The following is a 16,064-nucleotide window of genomic DNA, read 5'->3' as shown; positions in this document are numbered from 1 at the left end:
GCCGGGAGGGGCCATATGCGATGAAACTCAAAGCAATTCGCTCGTACATGATGACGACGATGGGCGGGGCGATCGTCCTCGCGACCGTTGCATGCGCGAGCGTCTTTCTAGCCGAGCGATCCGTCGACAAGCTGATGGAAGCGGACGCCGAGCGAGCGGCGACGCGCTTCGCCAGCTACCTGACCGGAAACCAGACGGCGCTCGACGCCCTTCTCACCGGCGTTTCGCGCGAAGCTGATATCGAAACCGCGGTCCGCGACATATCGGCCGCCTCCGGTATCGCGAACTTCACGATCTTCGATGATCGCGGCACGGAGGTCTTCTCGCCCCGTTCCATCCGCTACGAGTGGCTCCTGCGCAATCGTCCGGGCGGAACCGTGACCGGCGACCGGCTGGCCGACGACTATGTCCGGCGAGACGGCTCATGGGTCGCGCTGGAGAAGCGTGCGACCGGCGACTATGTCGTGATCCTTCCGCTGCAGCGCGACGGCCAACGCATCGGCTTCCTCGGCGTCATGCCCGACAGCGGCCGCGCGTACGGCAGCTACGTCCGGGTCCTCGGCATCGCAGCCGCCGTTCTCGTCGGCATTCTTTTGACCGCGACCGGCATCCCGGCCCTGATCTACATCCAGCGCAAGCGGCGGATCGAGCAAGCCGATGAGCGCATCCAGTTCCTCGCAAACCACGACGCCTTGACCGGGCTTCTCAACCGCAAGCGGGTACAGGAGGAAGCCGACCGCATCCTCGCGACGGCACGCGCGACGCGCGAGCGCCTCACGGTCTTCTTCGTGGACCTTCAGAACCTGGGCGACATCAACAACTCGCTCGGGCAGCCGACCGGCGACGAACTGCTGCGGACTCTCGCCAATCGCCTGCGGACGATGCCGGACGTCGGAGACCTCGCGGCTCGCATCGGCCCGGACGACTTCGTCCTCCTGCAGCGGCGCACCACGACCCTTGCGGAGATCGATGGGTTGGCCGTGCGCCTGAAGCATGCGTTGGAACAGGACGTCGTCATCGACGGCCATACTCTGCAGCCCCGCATCTGCATCGGTGCGGCGTCGACGCCCGATCATGGGCGAACCTTCGACGAAGTCGTTCGGCACGCGGAACTCGCCCTGACGGTCCACAAGAGCCACAAGCTTGGAAACTACGTCCTGTTCGACCCAGGCATGGACGAGGAAGCGCACCGGCGCCGAACGGTCGAACGGATGGTGCGAACAGCCCTGGCTGAGGACGGGTTTGAACTTTTCTACCAACCGATCGTCTCGGCAAGGCAGGGTACCGCCCTCGGTTTCGAGGCCTTGATCCGCCTCCCAGATGGAGCGGGCGGCTATATTCCTCCATCGGTCTTCATCCCGATTGCGGAGGCAAGAGGGCTGATCAAGGAGATCGGGAACTGGGTCCTGCGCGAGGCGACTCGCCAGATCGCCCTCTGGCCCGAGCCGCTCTTCGTTTCGGTGAATCTGTCGGCGGTCCAGTTCGCGGAAGACGACCTCCTTCCGATCATCGAGGATGCCTTGGCGAATGCCGGCATCGCCGGACATCGCCTCGAGATCGAGGTGGTCGAGTCCTTGTTGCTCGATCGCCGTGACACGGTCCTGCGTCAGTTGCAGGACATCAAGGCGCTCGGCATCTCCATTGCGATGGACGACTTCGGAACGGGTTACTCTTCGCTCGGCTACCTCTGGCGCTTCCCGTTCGACAAGCTGAAGATCGACCAATCCTTCATGGCCGCATTCAACGACGGCGAGCCCAACATCGAGCGCATCCTCGAAACGATCATCGCCATGGGTCATCACATGGGCATGAAGGTGACGACTGAAGGCGTCGAGACCCGGGAACAGTCCGACGTCCTGTCACGACTGGGATGCGACCAGTTGCAGGGATACTACTTCGGCAAGCCCATGCCCGCCGACCGCGTAGCGGATACGATGCTGCGAAACTTCGCCGCGAACGCTCAGTCCGGGATGGAGCCGCAGTCAGCTGTCGCGGTCGCCATTTGAACACCGCTTTTTTACTCGGCAGAAACCATGCCACTCGAAACAACCATTCGCATTTGATGTAAATCGAACATAAGCGTGCGCGTTTCGTTGTGTCCCTGGGAACCTGAGGGACTGGCCGATGCGTGTTCTGATTGTCGAAGACGAACCGTTGATCGCGATGGACCTCGAGGACATCGTGTCCGAAAGCACAGATGCCGACTGCGTTTGGGCCAGGACCTTGAACGAGGGTATGAGCTTCTCCCAAGCGGACGTCGACTTCGCGTTGCTCGATCTCGACCTGTACGGGACAACCTCCCTTCCGGTCGCGGACCGGTTGGCGGATCGCAGGATCCCCTTTTGCTTCGTGACCGGAAACCGCCACGGCCTGCCCGCGCGCTTTCGAAACGTGCGTTGCGTCGGAAAACCTTTCCGTCGCACGGACATCGCTCAAGTCCTGTCGGGGTTGCGCTGGTAGAAGCGGAGACACAACGCTCGGGGAAGCGTCTGCAACCCTGTGCACAAGATCACCTTGCCCCCCTGTGCGCCCCCCTAAACCAAACAAAAAAGGCGGCCGAATGCTCGACCGCCTTTTCCTCGTCTGCAAGAACCTGTTGCGATCAGCGCGGAGCGATATCGCGCGCCGCCTGCCCGGTTGCCTCGACGGTGTTACCAACGTCGCGACCGACGCCGCGCACGGTGTTGGCACACGCCGAAAGGGCCATGACGGCCGTAAGAGCGACGATGACGGCAGGCATACGACGGATCATGACCAAGAACTCCGAGAGGTCGAGAATGCGGCCGAAGAACGGCACGGTGCGGCATTTGGTTCCGGCGGTTCCCACGAAAATCGATCGTTCCCGATCGATCGGTCATATGCCGAACGCTGAAGATCATCTGTCCCGAGATGGCTGGCCCGATATGTCAGACCCGCAGATCAGAACGGATCGCACGACCGGCAACACGTTCCGGACAAACGGTTTCGTGTTCTTTCGCGCGTCGCCTTGAATGGCTATGTACGGGCCACCGTGCCGAAGGTGCGGGACTGCGCCCCGAACCCGATCGAAGTGATCCCGTGAATGGGAAGGACGCCGCATGAAGATGAAGGATGCCATTTGGCCGGTGATCGGCGGTCTCGCCGTCATCGTTTCCTGCTGGCTCCTCTACCGCGAGGTCCGCGGCCTATCTCTGGAAGATATCTGGTCGAGTTTCACCGCGATCAGCGCCGGGCAGTGGACCGGATCGATCCTGTCGGCCGCCCTCGCCTACGTCATGCTCGCCTATTATGACCGGTTGGCCCTGCGGCATGTGGGGCGTCGCATCTCGATGCCCTTCGTCGCGGCGACCTCGTTCACGACGTATGCGCTGTCGCATAATATCGGTGCTTCGGTCTTCTCTGGCGCCGTCGTTCGCTATCGAGCGTATTCATCCAAGGGACTGCGCGGATCGGAGATCGCGCTGCTGATCGCCTTCTGTTCGTTCACCTTCGGTTTAGGCGTTCTGATCGTCACCGCAGCGTCGCTGCTGATAAACCCGTCGATCGTTCAGCGCTACTTCGACGTGCCGCAGATTGTCCCGGTCGCCGTCGCCCTGGCGATTGTCGCCGCTCTGACTCTCTACGTCTACGGGAGCCTTCGCGGGCTACCACCTCGACATATTGGCAAATTCCAGCTGCAATATCCCAAGCGCGACGTCGTTCTGCGTCAGCTCGTGGCGGCGCCGCTCGAGATCGTGGCAGCCGCCGCCATCATCTACTTCGCGCTGCCGGCAGCCGGAAATCCCGGCTTCGTCACGGTGTTGGCGATCTTCGTCATCTCCTTCTCGCTGGCTTTGATCTCCCACGCGCCGGGCGGTCTCGGGGTACTGGAGGTCACGTTTCTCGCGGGCCTGTCGGATATGGCGGAGACGGACGTGTTGGCGGCCCTTCTCGTGTTCCGAATTCTCTACCTCCTCGTTCCCTTCGCGTTCGCAATCCTGATGGTTCTGGTGTTCGAGCAAGGGGCGATGCGACGCCGGGGTGCGGAAACCCGTTCACCCACGCGGTCCGAGGTCTAACGCGTCAGCGGTCGTAGCGGCGCTGCCACATCGCTTCCCCAACCAGGCAGTCCGAGGCGTTCGATGCTGCAATACGCAGCACGGGCGACGCTTCCGGGCTCTCGCGCGTCGGCCAGACGTCCGCCAGTTCCAGCACCAGCTTCCGGCGAACAGCTTCCGGAAACTGCGACCACTCGTTGACCGGAATCACGAAGGCTCCGGGACCGCCGATCACGCAGTCCGCATAGTAGCGATCGAGGTTCGCGATCGAACCCCAGCGCCCCATGGGATCGCCCTCACCCGACGTCATGAGCGGCAAGCCGTTGATGGTGATACCGCGCTCCAGGGCAGCGCTTCGCGCGGCCAAGACGGGGCGCCCCTGATTGTTCGGACCGTCACCCGAGATATCGATGACCCGACGCATCCCCTCGAAGCCGTTGTCGTCGAACATCGGAACAACGAAATCGATGGCCGCGGAGATCGACGTGCGACGCTCGCGATCCGGCTCCTCGACGGACAAACGATAGGCAAAGGCTTCGGCTGCCTCCTTCGAGTCGATCATCGTCCAGGGAACGACCACGTTCTGAGCGGAGTCTCCTGCCCACTCGACATAGGCGACCGCAATGCGGCCGTAGCCGCCCTCCAGGATCGCCTTCTGGACCTCTGGGCTGCGCAACGCTGCAACGTAGCCAGCCCTCTGAATTTCCTGCTCGCCCCGATCCATCGACCAGGACACGTCAACCGCTAGAACGAGTTCGACATCGACGGGCGTGTCGGCAGCTTGCGCTGCGAACGCCGAGATCGACGATAAGGCAAGGGCGGCGATCAGCATGCGCATGGGCCCGTTCTCCATTCGGAGCCGCGCATCCGGCCATCGAGCCGTCACGCAGGCGCGTCAGCGTCAGGACCACAACCCTCGCGCAACTTCGGAACGCTAACAAGCCCCGGACCCGGAGCCATCCATGCGCTTCGCGGCCGCAGGCGACCGCCGCGCCGGTCACCGACGGTTCGGCCCCGGGCGCAGCGACGCGCCGGACGGGAGCTGGAATTGAGCGAGATCAGCGATACGCCGAAGGGCGTGGCCGTGCGACGCACGGGAGGGACGGTCGCTCACCTTCTGTCGCCGCTCGGGGTTGTTCTTCTCGTCTTACTGGGCTGCGCCCTGCTCCTCAGCCTTCGCGTGTCGGTCCCGATCGGCGCGATGTACTGGGATCTTTACGTCATCATCGATGGCGCAACCCGTGTCCTCGACGGTCAGATACCGTCTGTCGACTTCTTCGCGCCGGTCGGACCTTTGGGATACTGGATGCAAGCGGCGGGCATGCGCCTCTTCCCGACCGGGCAACCGCTGCTGCTCACGCAGTGGTCCTACCTTCTCGTGATCCTGCCGCCGATGCTTCCGGTTCTCGCTCGCATCGACCGGTCATCCCGAAGCGTCGCCCTCACGCTGCTTCTTCCGCTCCTGCTGTTCGTGCTGTTCCCGATCAATGTCGAACAGGCGTCAAGTTATCCAAGCGTTGACGGCTATGGCATCTACAATCGCCAGGGCGCGCAGGTTCTCTACGCCCTGACCGTCGCCCTGGTGTTCGAGCGTCGCCAGCGCGTCCTCCTGTTCGCGATCGCCTGGTGCTGTGCCGCGCTTTTCCTGTCGAAGATCACCGGATTCATCACCGGCGGTCTCCTGTGCGCCTTTGCCTTCGCGGCCGGGCGCGTGCGCCTGTCGACCGCTCTGATGTCCGTCGTCGCGTTCGCCGCGGTGCTAGGGCTGATCGAGGCGATGTCCGGGCTCGTATCAGCCTACCTCGGTGACATATCGACCCTTGTCGCGATGAACGAGGGTGTGCTTGCCAGCCGCTTCATTCAGGCCGCCTCGATTCATTTCGGAATCTTTGGTTCCGGCCTTTGCCTGCTGATCGCCCTTCTGTGGCTCGATCGTCGGCCAGCGCTGCAACTGGCGCTAACCGCCGTTCGGCGTCCCAATCTCGCAACGCTTCATGCCGTACTCGACCGCAACTCGGTCTGGCTCGGCGTTCTGCTTTTCGCGGGGCTCTTCTACGAGACCCAGAATACGGGCGGCCAGGGGTTCATCTTTGTTTGGCCCGTCCTCCTTGCCATTCTGATGGCCTCCGGACGCTATGCGGATCGCGGAACGATCCTGGTCTTCGCGCTGGTCGCCGCAACCGCCATCCCGCCGGCCGTGAACGTCGCTCACAAGGGCATGCGGGCCTTGATCGGCCAGATGCGTTACGAGACCCTGCCGGTCGCGAACCTCAAGGGTCTGGCGCAGATCTCGCAGCGCCCCGAAGTCATCGAGCGCGGATACGCGCTCCTGCGCAGCTACGTCGACCAGCGCGCGACCTACCAGGCCTTCGCGGATGCGGACCTTCTGCCCACCTTCTCGCTTTATTCCGAGATGGACTTTCAGATCGCGTGGCTTCTGGCTGCCAGCGAAGCCGTCGATGCGGTCCGCGCCTATGAAACCGCTAATGGCGTGCGCTTCCGAACGGTCATGGACCTCAATTTCGTGAACCCGTTCGCGTATCTGCTCGACAAGGATGCGGTCCGACAGATCGCGATCGGTGCGGACCCCTTCCGAGCGGTCCCGCCCCTCGATGCCGCGACCAAGGCTGCCGTCGAGCAGGCCGATCTCGTGCTCTACCCGCGTTGCCCGGTGACAAACGCCAACATGTCACTTCGGCGAATCTACGAACCGGCTTTGACCGGTCATCGACTGATCGAGCTGTCGCCGTGCTGGCAGGCGTATATCCGCGCCGATCTCGGCCCGTCGTCCTGAAACGCATGAAGGGGCCGGACCTATCCGACCGACCCCTTCGTCATTCTGGCGGCTCTGATCGGCCTCAGCCCATCTGGGTCTTCACGAAATCCTTGACGATCGAGACGATGCCGCGGCCAAGCAGGTCGTCCAGCGCGTCGCAGAACTGGTCCACGTTGTCGTGGCTGCAGATCAGCGGCGGCTCCAGGCGAATGACGTTGCGGTTGTACTCGGTGAAGGCGACCAGGCAGTCGTAGTCCTTCAGAAGCAACGCGCCGATGAAGCCCGACAGCGACCCCTTCAGCTTGTCGTCGAGCAGTGCCACCACGGGGCGCAGCGCGAACGGCAGCGTCTTCGAGAAGTCGTGGAACTCGAGGCCGACCATCAGGCCGCGACCGCGCACCTCCTTGATGATCGAAGGATACTTCTCCGCGATCGCCTGCAGCCGTTCCTTCAGGTAGGCGCCGACCACCTCAGCGTTGCCGATGAGATCCTCGTCATAGAGCGTGTTGAGAGCCTCGATCGACGTGATGCATCCCTCGCCAATGCCGCCGAAGGTGGCATGAGCATGGATCATCGCGGTCTTGGGCGTGCCATACGCGCGCATGTAGACGTCGCGCTTGGCGATCATCGCCGCCATCGCGGCCTTGCCGCCGCCGAAGCTCTTGGCCAACGCGGTGACATCGGGCACGACGCCGTGGTGCTCGAAGGCGTAGAAGCGACCCGAGCGGCCATAGCCGCACTGCACCTCGTCGGCGACCCAGATGACCTTGTGCTGGTCGCACAGCGCGCGAACGCCTTGCCAGTACTCGGTCGGCGCCTCGATGATGCCGCCTCCGCCCTGGATCGTCTCGAGCACCACTACGCCGACATCCGGATCGGAGCGGACCACGGAGGTCAGCGCCGCCAGATCGCCGAACGGGACGCGGTAGGTGTTGTCGACGAGCTTGAACTCGCCCTTGTAGAGCGGCGAGTCGGTGATCGACAGAACACCCTTCGTCTTGCCGTGAAAGGAGTTCTCGGCATGGACGATCTTGCAGTTCTTGCGTCCCGAGGCACGCTCGGCGACCTTGATCGCCGCCTCCATGGCCTCGGAGCCCGAGGAGCCCAGAAACACCATGTCGAGCTCGCCCGGCGAGCACGCCGCGACGTTCTTCGCCAGCGCCGAGGCGTACTGCGACAGGAAGGCGATCGCGATCTCGTGCCGCTTCTCGTCCTGGAAGCGCTTGCGCGCCTCGACGATGCGCGGATGGTTGTGCCCGAAGGCCAGCGAACCGAAGCCGCCGAAGAAGTCGAGGATGCGGCGGCCGTTCTGATCGATGTAGAACATGCCCTCGGCGCGCTCGACCTTCACCTTATGAAAGCCGAGCAACTTCATGAAATGAAACTGGCCGGGGTTCACGTGATGCTTGAAGAGGTCGGCCATGGTGCCGACGTCCATGGCCTTGGCATCCTCGACCGTCAGCAGGTCGGGCTTGGGGGGGCCGACGCGCGGCGCGGCATCGAGCGAGGGAGATGCGGTGATGGGGCGATCCAGCATGGGTTCGGTTCCTTCCCTTACTCGGCGGCTTCAGCGAAGGCATGCGACGGCGCGGCTGCACCCGTCTTCTTCGCACGGTATTCGGTGTAGGCGGCGATCAGCATGTCCTCGTCGCGGTACTGCGGCACCCAGCCGAGGTCGCGCGCGCCCTTCGAAACGTCCAGCACGCATTCCTCGTCGGCGATGAGATACTGCTCGGGGTCCATCAGCGGACGGTTCACGGCGTCCAGGAGGTTCAGCGTCTGCTTCACCGCCCAGGCCGGCGTCGGCAGCAGGATCGAACGCGAGCCCGCATGTCGAACGAGGTCGCCCAGCAGCTTGCGTACGGGCGGCGGGTTCAGCGAGCCGAGATTGTAGGCCTCGTTCGGCACACCCGCCTTCCAGGCGAGGCGCGCGGCCTCCGCGCAGTCGAAGACCGAGATGAACTGGTAGGGATTGCGGCCTGAACCGATCATCGGAACCGGCAGGTTCGCATCGACCAGCTTGAACAGCTTCTCGAGAATGCCGAGGCGCCCCGGACCGATGATGAGGCGCGGACGGAAGAGAGAGATGCGCATGCCACGCTTGCGCCATTCGGCGGCGAGGTGCTCCGTCTCGAGCTTCGACATTCCGTATTCGCCGAGCGGCGCGACCGGGTGGTCTTCGGTCATCGGGGTCACGACCGTGTGGCCGTAGATCATGTCGGTCGTGAAGTGGACGAGGCGCATGGCGCCTGCCGCATGCATGGCCTCCATGATGTGCTTCGTCCCGTCGTAGTTCACGGGATAGAAGAACTCATGACGCTTCGCCCGCACCTGGAGCGGCGACAGCATCTTGGCCGACAGGTTGTACACCATGTCGTCGGCGGTCATCGGCACGGAGCGAACGGCGGCCGGGTCTGTGACGTCGACCGTCATGTGGCGGCACTGGGCGTAGTGCGGCAGGTCCGACTTGGCGATGTCCGCGACGATCACGTCCTCGCCGTCCGCCACGAGACGCGCTGCCAGATGGCGGCCGACGAAGCCGTCGCCACCGAAGATGATGTGCTTCATCGAACGATTCCCTGCGTGGTGTTGGTGTTGTGTGCGAGCGTCGGAGAAGCGGCCGGGTCTTCCACCACCGTGCCGCCGCCCTTGGCGATCAGAACCGTGCCCGCGCAGATCAGCGCGATGCCGCCGATGCGGGCCGCCGTCAGCTGCTCGCCGAACAGCATCCAGGCCGCCACCGCGACCACGACGTAGGCCAGCGACAGGAACGGATAGGCGTAGGAGAGCTCGACCTTCGAGAGGACGAAGAGGTGCGAGGCCATCGAGATGACGAAGGTCAGGAGCCCGAGGAAAACAAAGGGGCTGAAGACGATCTGCAGGATCTTCAGGATCGGGTTCATGCCGGCGAAGCTGAGCGGCCCCAGCTGCATCATGCCGTATTTCAACATCATCTGTGCCGCGGCGTTGGTGAACACCGTGAAGAGGATGAAGGGGATGTATCGACTCATCTCGGCTCCTCGGGCGCCTCATGCGCCGCTTCGGGCTGCAATCTGTCCTGCGGCTTCTTGGGCTTCGCTTAACGGCAGCCGATTGATGTTCCGCAGCGTCAACGAAAGGTATCAGGCCGCTTCGGCACGCCCTGCCTGCGCCGGAAGACGCAGCGCGGTCCGTCGCCAGCTATCCGACACGATCGCCGGATCGCGCCATGCCTCGAGCCGCCGCCACTCCGGGAACGAGGCGGCGAACGTGTCCGGCGACATGGTCGCGTCCTTGTAGGGATTCACGGCACCACCCGCCTCGATCGCGATGCGATCCAGCGCTGCCATGAGATCCAGCGTCCGCGAACCGCGGTGCGGGAAGTCGAGCGTCAGGGTCCAGCCACGACGCGGGAAGCTCAGAAGCGCCGGGCTCGGACGATCGCCGAAACGTTTGAGAACCGTGAGGAATGACCCCTGCCCGTGCGCGTGGGCACACTCCATCAGGGCCCGGACCGCGGTCGCTCCTCGCTCATAGGGTACGACGCTCTGATGCTGAAGCAGGCCGCGCGGCCCGTAGAGTCGGTTCCAGTCCGTCACGCCGTCGAGCGGATAGAAGAACGGCTCGAAGGCGACCGTCCGCTCGCTGCGCCCGGCCGCCGCACGGCGATAGTAGAGTTCGTTGAAGGCTCGCAGGGCAACGCCCCGCAGCGGACTGACCGGAGGGGTGAACGGGACCCTCAACCGTCCCGGCTTCGCGTCGCCCGACAGGGTCCCGTCCGCCTCGTGGTCGCCGCATATGAGATGCCCGCGTCCGAAATGCGAACCCGTCGCCAGCGAGTCGATCCAGGCGACGGCGTACTCGTGACGTTCGTCAGCCTCCTCGGCACGATCGAAGTAGTCCTCCAGGCGGTCGAAGCGATGGGTGACCTGCCGAATCGAACTGGAGGCGACCCGCATCATCCGGACGCGCAGCCGCGTCACGATTCCCGTCAGGCCCATGCCCCCGATCGTCGCCGCGAAGAGTTCGCTATTCTCGTCACGGGCACAGCGCATCGGCAGGCGGTCCGAGCGGACCAGCGTGAAATCCTCGACCCAGGTGCCGAACGTGCCGCGACGATGGTGATTCTTGCCATGAACGTCGTTCGCCAAGGCGCCGCCCAGCGTGACGAACTGTGTGCCCGGCGTCACGGGCAGGAACCATCCCAGCGGCGCCACGGTCCGCGTCACGTCCCGAAGAAGAACGCCCGGTTCCGCGTCGAGAAGACCGGTTTCCGCGTCGAAGCCGAAGATACGGTTCCGCGCCGTCAGGTCGACGAGGAGCCCCGCATCGTTCAGGCAGCTATCGCCGTAGGAACGCCCGTTGCCGCGAGGCAGGAGTCCTGCCGGCGAACGAACCGATGGGAACCCATCCGCTCCTGGGATCGCCCGCCGCCCCCCTTGCGGGCGACCCAGGCGTCCCCAGCTGTCGTAGGTCTCAGACATAGGCGGCACCGGCAAACATCAGCGCGCCTGCCGCGATCATGATCTGCGAGCGCCAATCCCGCAGGATGAAGATCACGGGATCCTCGTTCATCTGGCGCCGTCGCGCGAGCACCCAGATGCGCACGATGATGTAGAGGACCAGCGGGCACAGCGGCCAGATCATATAGGGGTGGCTGTAGAGCGCGTTGACCTCCGCGCTGTCGATGTAGAGGGCCAAGACGAGGACCGAGGCGAAGCCCGATGCCATGCCGGCCTGGCCGATCGTCTCGATGTCCTCGTCGACATAGCCGCGCCCGGTCACCGCGCGAGACGCGCCCGTCCCGAAGTCCGCCAGTTCGGTGTAGCGCTTCACGAGCGCAAGCGAGAGGAAGAAGAAGATCGAGAAAGCCAGGAGCCAGAAGGACTCCTGCGTCGCAGCGGCGGCGGAGCCGCCGATGATGCGCATTGTGTACAGCCCGGCCAGCGTCAGGACGTCGATCAGGAGCATACGCTTCAAGGCGAACGAGTAGGCCGTCGTCGCGACGAGATAGACGCCGAGCACCAGTATGAAGGCAACGGGCAGGAAGGCCGCGATCCCGAAGGACACGACGAGCAGGCCGCCCGCCATCGCAAGACCTGTCGGGATCGGAACGCGACCGGAGGCGAACGGACGGTTGCGCTTCGTCTTGTGGCGACGGTCTGCGGAGAGGTCTAGGAGGTCGTTGACGATGTAGACGGCGGATGCCGCGAACGAAAACGACACGAACGCCAGGATGCCGGCCAGGAACAACCCGATGTTGAGATATTCCTGCGTGAGCACGATCGGGACGAAAACCAGGACGTTCTTCATCCACTGATGCGGACGAAGCGCCTTCACGAGAGCCTTCGCAGGGTGGCCATCGTCGCGGATCAGACGAGTATGCGGATCGGCTCCGGCATGCCAGTTGGTGGCGGCCCGGTCCGGTTGCACCACCGTCGCCTGACGCGCTTCGCGAAACAGGCAGACATCGTCCTGCGAGTTGCCGAAGTAATCGAATCCCTGCGGTCCGCACGTCGCGACGATGCGTTCCAGCTTGCGGGACGCCGACAGGTTGGTCTCGCGATCGCTCGCCAGGACCTCGTCGAAGATGCCGAGATGGTCGGCGACCGCATGGGCCAGCCGCTCGTTGGAGGCCGTCGCCAAGACGATCCGCCGTCCCGTCTCCCGCTCGGCTTGCAGGGCAGCCACGACCTCTTCGCGGTAGGGCAGGCTCTTGGCATCGAACTCGACGCGCGCCGCGAGTTCGTCCTTGAGAACGGATTTCCCTTGCGCGAGCCAGCCGAAGGCGCGCCAGAACTGGAGAGGATCCTGCCGCGCGAACAGGAACAGCGTCTCCCAAAGGAGGTCGCTGCGGATCAGTGTGCCGTCGAGGTCGGCATAGACGGGACACTCGGCGCGCGAGATCAGCGTGTCCATGAGGCTTTCCGTTCGATAGGTCCGGTTTGAGCCGGATCATTCGACGGTCAACCTTTCCGCGCAGTGAAAGAAGCATCCACTATTGCGTGAATGCCGAACGCGGTTAACCGACGGTTCGACCAGTCACCTCGATCCGACGGAAAGCATGAACACCCCTTAAACCGCTACGGCACGGCTGCTGATAACAGTATCATAGGCCTGCCCGCCACCCTTCCCGTGCGGAAGCGCAGCGGGCGCGAGATCAGCCCTTCGGCGCCGGTGGGATTGCACGCAGGCCGAGTTCCCGAAGCTGCGCCGGCGTCGCCTCAGCCGGAGCACCCATCAAGAGGTCGTGGGCCTGCTGGTTCATCGGGAACAGCGCGATCTCGCGCAGGTTCTTGGCGCCGCACAGGAGCATGACGATACGGTCGACGCCCGCCGCCATGCCACCATGGGGCGGTGCACCGTACTGGAATGCACGATACAGGCCGCCGAACCGTTCCTCGACGTCCGCACGCGTATAGCCGGCGATCTCGAACGCCTTCACCATGGTTTCGGGCAACTGGTTGCGGATGCCTCCGCTCGCGATCTCGAAGCCGTTGCAGACGATGTCGTACTGGAACGCCTTGATCGTCAGCGGCTCCTGACCCTCCAACGCTTCGATGCCGCCCTGCGGCATCGAGAAGGGATTATGCGCGAAGTCGACCTTCTTGTTGTCCTCGTCCCACTCGTAGAACGGGAAGTCGATGATCCAGGCAAGCTCGAACCGGTCACGGTCGACGAGGTTCAGCTCCTCGCCGACGCGGGTACGCGCCGAGCCGGCGAAGGAATAGAACTTGGACGGCACGCCGGCGACGAAGAAGCAGGCATCGCCCGCGCCAAGACCGAGCTGCGTGCGGATCGCTTCGGTTCGCTCCTCGCCGATGTTCTTGGCGAGCGGCCCGGCGCCTTCCAGCTTGCCGGCCTCCTCGCGCCAGAAGATGTAGCCGAGGCCCGGCTGCCCCTCGCCTTGCGCCCAGCCGTTCATGCGATCGCAGAAGGCCCGCGATCCGCCGGTCTTGGCAGGAATGGCCCAGACCTCGACGGCCGGGTCCTTCGCGATCATGCCGGCGAAGACCTTGAAGCCGGATCCGGCGAAATGCTCGGTCACGGCCTGCATCTCGATCGGGTTGCGCAGATCCGGCTTGTCGGAGCCGTAGCGCCGGATCGACTCGGCATAGGGGATGCGGCGGAAGGTCTGACTGACGGGCTTGCCGTCCGCGAACTCCTCGAAGATGCCGCGAATGACGGGCTCCATCGTCTGGAACACGTCTTCCTGCTCGACGAAGCTCATCTCGAGGTCGAGCTGGTAGAACTCACCGTAGAAGCGGTCGGCGCGCGGGTCCTCGTCGCGGAAGCAGGGCGCGATCTGGAAGTAGCGATCGAAGCCCGACATCATCAGGAGCTGCTTGTACTGCTGCGGCGCCTGCGGCAACGCATAGAACATGCCGTTGTGAAGACGCGACGGGACCAGGAAGTCGCGGGCGCCTTCCGGGCTCGACGCCGTCAGGATCGGTGTCTGGAACTCGTTGAAGCCGCTTTCGGTCATGCGGCGGCGCATGGCGGCGACGACCTGCGTGCGGCGCATGATGTTGCGGTGAAGCGTTTCACGGCGCAGGTCGAGGAAGCGATAGCGAAGGCGCACGTCCTCGGGGTAGTCCGGCTCGCCGAACACCGGCAGCGGCAACTCCTTGGCCTGCGCCAGCACCTCGATCTCGCGCGCGAAGATCTCCACCTCGCCGGTGGGCAGCTTCGCGTTCACGGTCTCGGGCGTGCGCGCCTTCACCTCTCCGTCGACGCGGATCACCCATTCCGATCGCACGGCCTCGGCCGTCTTGAAGGCCGCGCTTTCCGGATCGACGACGATCTGCGTCAGGCCGTAGTGATCGCGCAGATCGATGAACAGAAGGCCGCCGTGGTCGCGAACCCGATGAACCCAACCCGAAAGGCGGACGGTCTCGCCGACATGGGCGGGGCGGAGCGCGGCACAGGTATGGCTGCGGTAGCGATGCATGGGTCTTCTTTCGACTGAACTCGGCTGGACGCACGCCTCGCGCCGCGCCCCGGTCTAGTGGGCGGAAAACGCATGGCCGTTAACGACTGTCAAGTTCGCGCGCCCTACCCCTAATCCCGTGAATAGATGTGCTCGGCGCACGCGCGCCACGTGCAAGCGGCCGGCGGAGACGGTAAGAGGACCGCATGGAGCCCATCACGACGACCGCCGCCCTTCAGGATGCCTGCCAGACACTCGCGCGAGCGGAGTTCGTCACGGTCGATACCGAGTTCATCCGGGAGACGACCTTCTGGCCGGAGCTCTGCCTGGTTCAGATGGCGTCCGATGATCTCGCGGTGCTGGTGGATCCGCTCGCGCCGGACATCGATCTGGCGCCGTTCTTCGAACTCATGGCGAACCGAAACGTCCTGAAGGTCTTTCACGCCGCGCGGCAGGACATCGAGATCATTCATAAGCTCGGCGGTCTGATTCCTGCCCCGCTCTTCGACACGCAGGTCGCCGCGATGGTCTGCGGCTTCGGCGAGTCGATCGCCTACGATCAGCTGGTCGCTCGCACGAGTTCGGGGCGCATCGACAAGACCTCGCGCTTTACGGACTGGCGGCATCGCCCGCTATCGGACGATCAGCTGACCTACGCCTTGGCAGACGTGACGTACTTGCGCGACGCCTACCGCTACCTGCGCTCGGCGTTGGAGGTCGAGGGCCGGACCGATTGGCTGCGCGACGAGATGGCGGTTCTCAGCGACCCGCGCACCTACGACATCCATCCCGACGACGCCTGGCGCCGGTTGAAGCTGCGGGTCCGCAAGCCGATCGAACTACAGGTTCTGAAGGAGGTCGCCGCCTGGCGCGAGCGCGAGGCGCGCGCACGCGACCAGCCGCGCAGCCGCGTTCTCAAGGACGACGCGATCTACGAGATCGCGCAGCAGCAGCCGAAGGACGAAACGGCGCTGGGCCGCCTGCGTTCGGTTTCGAAGGGCTTCGAGCGCTCGTCCGCCGGCCGAGAGATCCTCGCGGCGGTCGGCCGGGCGCTGGCGGTGCCGCGAGGCGAGTTGCCGCCGATCCCCCGCCCGCCGAACCTCCCGGAAGGAACGGCGGCGGCGGTGGAGTTCCTTCGCGTGCTTCTGAAGATCGTCGTCGAGGAACGTGGCGTCGCGGGTCGCATGATCGCATCCGGTGACGATCTGGAGAAGCTGGCGGTTGAGGGCGAAAAGGCCGACGTCGCGGCGCTTCAGGGTTGGCGGCGCGAGCTCTTTGGTGCGCGTGCGCTGGATCTCTTGGCCGGACGCACGGCCCTCGTCTACCGCAACCGCAAGGTCGAGGTGGTCGCGCTCTGACGGCG

At 64.4% G+C, this 16,064-nt stretch carries 13 protein-coding genes; 6 read left to right on the top strand and 7 right to left on the bottom strand.

The features are described from left to right. Positions 1 to 20 precede the first annotated feature (20 nt). From BLQ76_RS08035 to BLQ76_RS08020, 4 genes are all read left to right on the top strand, one after another. On the top strand, positions 21 to 2,006 hold the full coding sequence (locus BLQ76_RS08035) for a putative bifunctional diguanylate cyclase/phosphodiesterase (protein ID WP_090671633.1): 1,986 nt from the start codon (positions 21 to 23) through the stop codon (positions 2,004 to 2,006). A gap of 157 nt (positions 2,007 to 2,163) precedes the next feature. After that, positions 2,164 to 2,460, top strand: a complete 297-nt coding sequence (locus BLQ76_RS08030) for a response regulator (RefSeq protein ID WP_170842516.1) — start codon at positions 2,164 to 2,166, stop codon at positions 2,458 to 2,460. 100 nt (positions 2,461 to 2,560) lie between these two features. Continuing rightward, a complete protein-coding gene (locus tag BLQ76_RS22050) occupies positions 2,561 to 2,872 on the top strand; it encodes a hypothetical protein (protein WP_170842515.1) in 312 nt (103 codons plus the stop codon). Positions 2,873 to 3,077: 205 nt separating this feature from the next. Next, the gene (locus tag BLQ76_RS08020) at positions 3,078 to 4,037 is read left to right on the top strand and encodes a lysylphosphatidylglycerol synthase domain-containing protein (protein ID WP_090671620.1); all 960 of its coding nucleotides are present in this window, start codon (positions 3,078 to 3,080) and stop codon (positions 4,035 to 4,037) included. 4 nt (positions 4,038 to 4,041) lie between these two features. Here BLQ76_RS08020 and BLQ76_RS08015 read toward each other — a convergent pair whose 3' ends face one another. Beyond that, on the bottom strand, positions 4,042 to 4,854 hold the full coding sequence (locus BLQ76_RS08015; RefSeq protein ID WP_244519528.1) for a DUF1194 domain-containing protein: 813 nt from the start codon (positions 4,852 to 4,854) through the stop codon (positions 4,042 to 4,044). A gap of 210 nt (positions 4,855 to 5,064) precedes the next feature. Between BLQ76_RS08015 and BLQ76_RS08010 the strand changes: the two genes are divergently transcribed. Next, positions 5,065 to 6,810: a hypothetical protein gene (locus BLQ76_RS08010; protein ID WP_210285761.1), complete on the top strand. Its 1,746-nt coding sequence runs from the start codon at positions 5,065 to 5,067 to the stop codon at positions 6,808 to 6,810. 64 nt (positions 6,811 to 6,874) lie between these two features. Here the strand turns inward: BLQ76_RS08010 and BLQ76_RS08005 are convergent, their stop codons facing one another. The 6 genes from BLQ76_RS08005 to aspS all read right to left on the bottom strand — a co-directional run bounded on the left by BLQ76_RS08005 (position 6,875) and on the right by aspS (position 14,722). Then, positions 6,875 to 8,329 carry an aspartate aminotransferase family protein gene (locus BLQ76_RS08005; RefSeq protein ID WP_090671613.1) on the bottom strand — a complete coding sequence of 485 codons (1,455 nt, stop codon included), beginning with the start codon at positions 8,327 to 8,329 and terminating at the stop codon, positions 6,875 to 6,877. 17 nt (positions 8,330 to 8,346) lie between these two features. Then, positions 8,347 to 9,360: an NAD-dependent epimerase/dehydratase family protein gene (locus BLQ76_RS08000; protein WP_090671611.1), complete on the bottom strand. Its 1,014-nt coding sequence runs from the start codon at positions 9,358 to 9,360 to the stop codon at positions 8,347 to 8,349. Continuing rightward, complete coding sequence (locus tag BLQ76_RS07995; RefSeq protein WP_090671608.1) at positions 9,357 to 9,803, bottom strand: EamA family transporter; 447 nt, start codon at positions 9,801 to 9,803, stop codon at positions 9,357 to 9,359. The genes BLQ76_RS08000 and BLQ76_RS07995 overlap by 4 nt, the downstream gene beginning before the upstream one ends. A gap of 111 nt (positions 9,804 to 9,914) precedes the next feature. Continuing rightward, positions 9,915 to 11,255 (bottom strand): FAD-binding oxidoreductase, encoded by a 1,341-nt coding sequence (locus tag BLQ76_RS07990; RefSeq protein ID WP_090671605.1) that lies wholly within the window; start codon positions 11,253 to 11,255, stop codon positions 9,915 to 9,917. Continuing rightward, positions 11,248 to 12,690, bottom strand: coding sequence for a UbiA family prenyltransferase (locus BLQ76_RS07985; RefSeq protein ID WP_090671602.1), 1,443 nt, complete (start codon positions 12,688 to 12,690; stop codon positions 11,248 to 11,250). The genes BLQ76_RS07990 and BLQ76_RS07985 overlap by 8 nt, the downstream gene beginning before the upstream one ends. 241 nt (positions 12,691 to 12,931) lie before the next feature. Then, on the bottom strand, positions 12,932 to 14,722 hold the full coding sequence (gene aspS, locus BLQ76_RS07980; protein ID WP_090671599.1) for an aspartate--tRNA ligase: 1,791 nt from the start codon (positions 14,720 to 14,722) through the stop codon (positions 12,932 to 12,934). A gap of 185 nt (positions 14,723 to 14,907) precedes the next feature. On the opposite strand from aspS, the gene rnd reads away from it, so the two are divergent. Beyond that, positions 14,908 to 16,059: a ribonuclease D gene (gene rnd, locus BLQ76_RS07975; RefSeq protein WP_090671596.1), complete on the top strand. Its 1,152-nt coding sequence runs from the start codon at positions 14,908 to 14,910 to the stop codon at positions 16,057 to 16,059. Positions 16,060 to 16,064: the final 5 nt, after the last annotated feature.

It is taken from the genome of Aureimonas jatrophae (assembly GCF_900104035.1).
Classification (GTDB): Bacteria; Pseudomonadota; Alphaproteobacteria; order Rhizobiales; family Rhizobiaceae; genus Aureimonas; species Aureimonas jatrophae.
This window is presented reverse-complemented; position numbering and strand designations above follow the sequence as displayed.

Excerpts from the sequence above, each read along its gene's own strand:
- BLQ76_RS08035 (WP_090671633.1), top strand. The coding sequence starts at position 21 with ATGAAACTCAAAGCAATTCGCTCGTACATGATGACGACGATGGGCGGG.
- BLQ76_RS08030 (WP_170842516.1), top strand. The coding sequence starts at position 2,164 with ATGGACCTCGAGGACATCGTGTCCGAAAGCACAGATGCCGACTGCGTT.
- BLQ76_RS22050 (WP_170842515.1), top strand. The coding sequence starts at position 2,561 with ATGCTCGACCGCCTTTTCCTCGTCTGCAAGAACCTGTTGCGATCAGCG.
- BLQ76_RS08020 (WP_090671620.1), top strand. The coding sequence starts at position 3,078 with ATGAAGATGAAGGATGCCATTTGGCCGGTGATCGGCGGTCTCGCCGTC.
- BLQ76_RS08015 (WP_244519528.1), bottom strand. The coding sequence starts at position 4,854 with ATGCGCATGCTGATCGCCGCCCTTGCCTTATCGTCGATCTCGGCGTTC.
- BLQ76_RS08005 (WP_090671613.1), bottom strand. The coding sequence starts at position 8,329 with ATGCTGGATCGCCCCATCACCGCATCTCCCTCGCTCGATGCCGCGCCG.
- BLQ76_RS08000 (WP_090671611.1), bottom strand. The coding sequence starts at position 9,360 with ATGAAGCACATCATCTTCGGTGGCGACGGCTTCGTCGGCCGCCATCTG.
- BLQ76_RS07995 (WP_090671608.1), bottom strand. The coding sequence starts at position 9,803 with ATGAGTCGATACATCCCCTTCATCCTCTTCACGGTGTTCACCAACGCC.
- BLQ76_RS07990 (WP_090671605.1), bottom strand. The coding sequence starts at position 11,255 with ATGTCTGAGACCTACGACAGCTGGGGACGCCTGGGTCGCCCGCAAGGG.
- BLQ76_RS07985 (WP_090671602.1), bottom strand. The coding sequence starts at position 12,690 with ATGGACACGCTGATCTCGCGCGCCGAGTGTCCCGTCTATGCCGACCTC.
- aspS (WP_090671599.1), bottom strand. The coding sequence starts at position 14,722 with ATGCATCGCTACCGCAGCCATACCTGTGCCGCGCTCCGCCCCGCCCAT.
- rnd (WP_090671596.1), top strand. The coding sequence starts at position 14,908 with ATGGAGCCCATCACGACGACCGCCGCCCTTCAGGATGCCTGCCAGACA.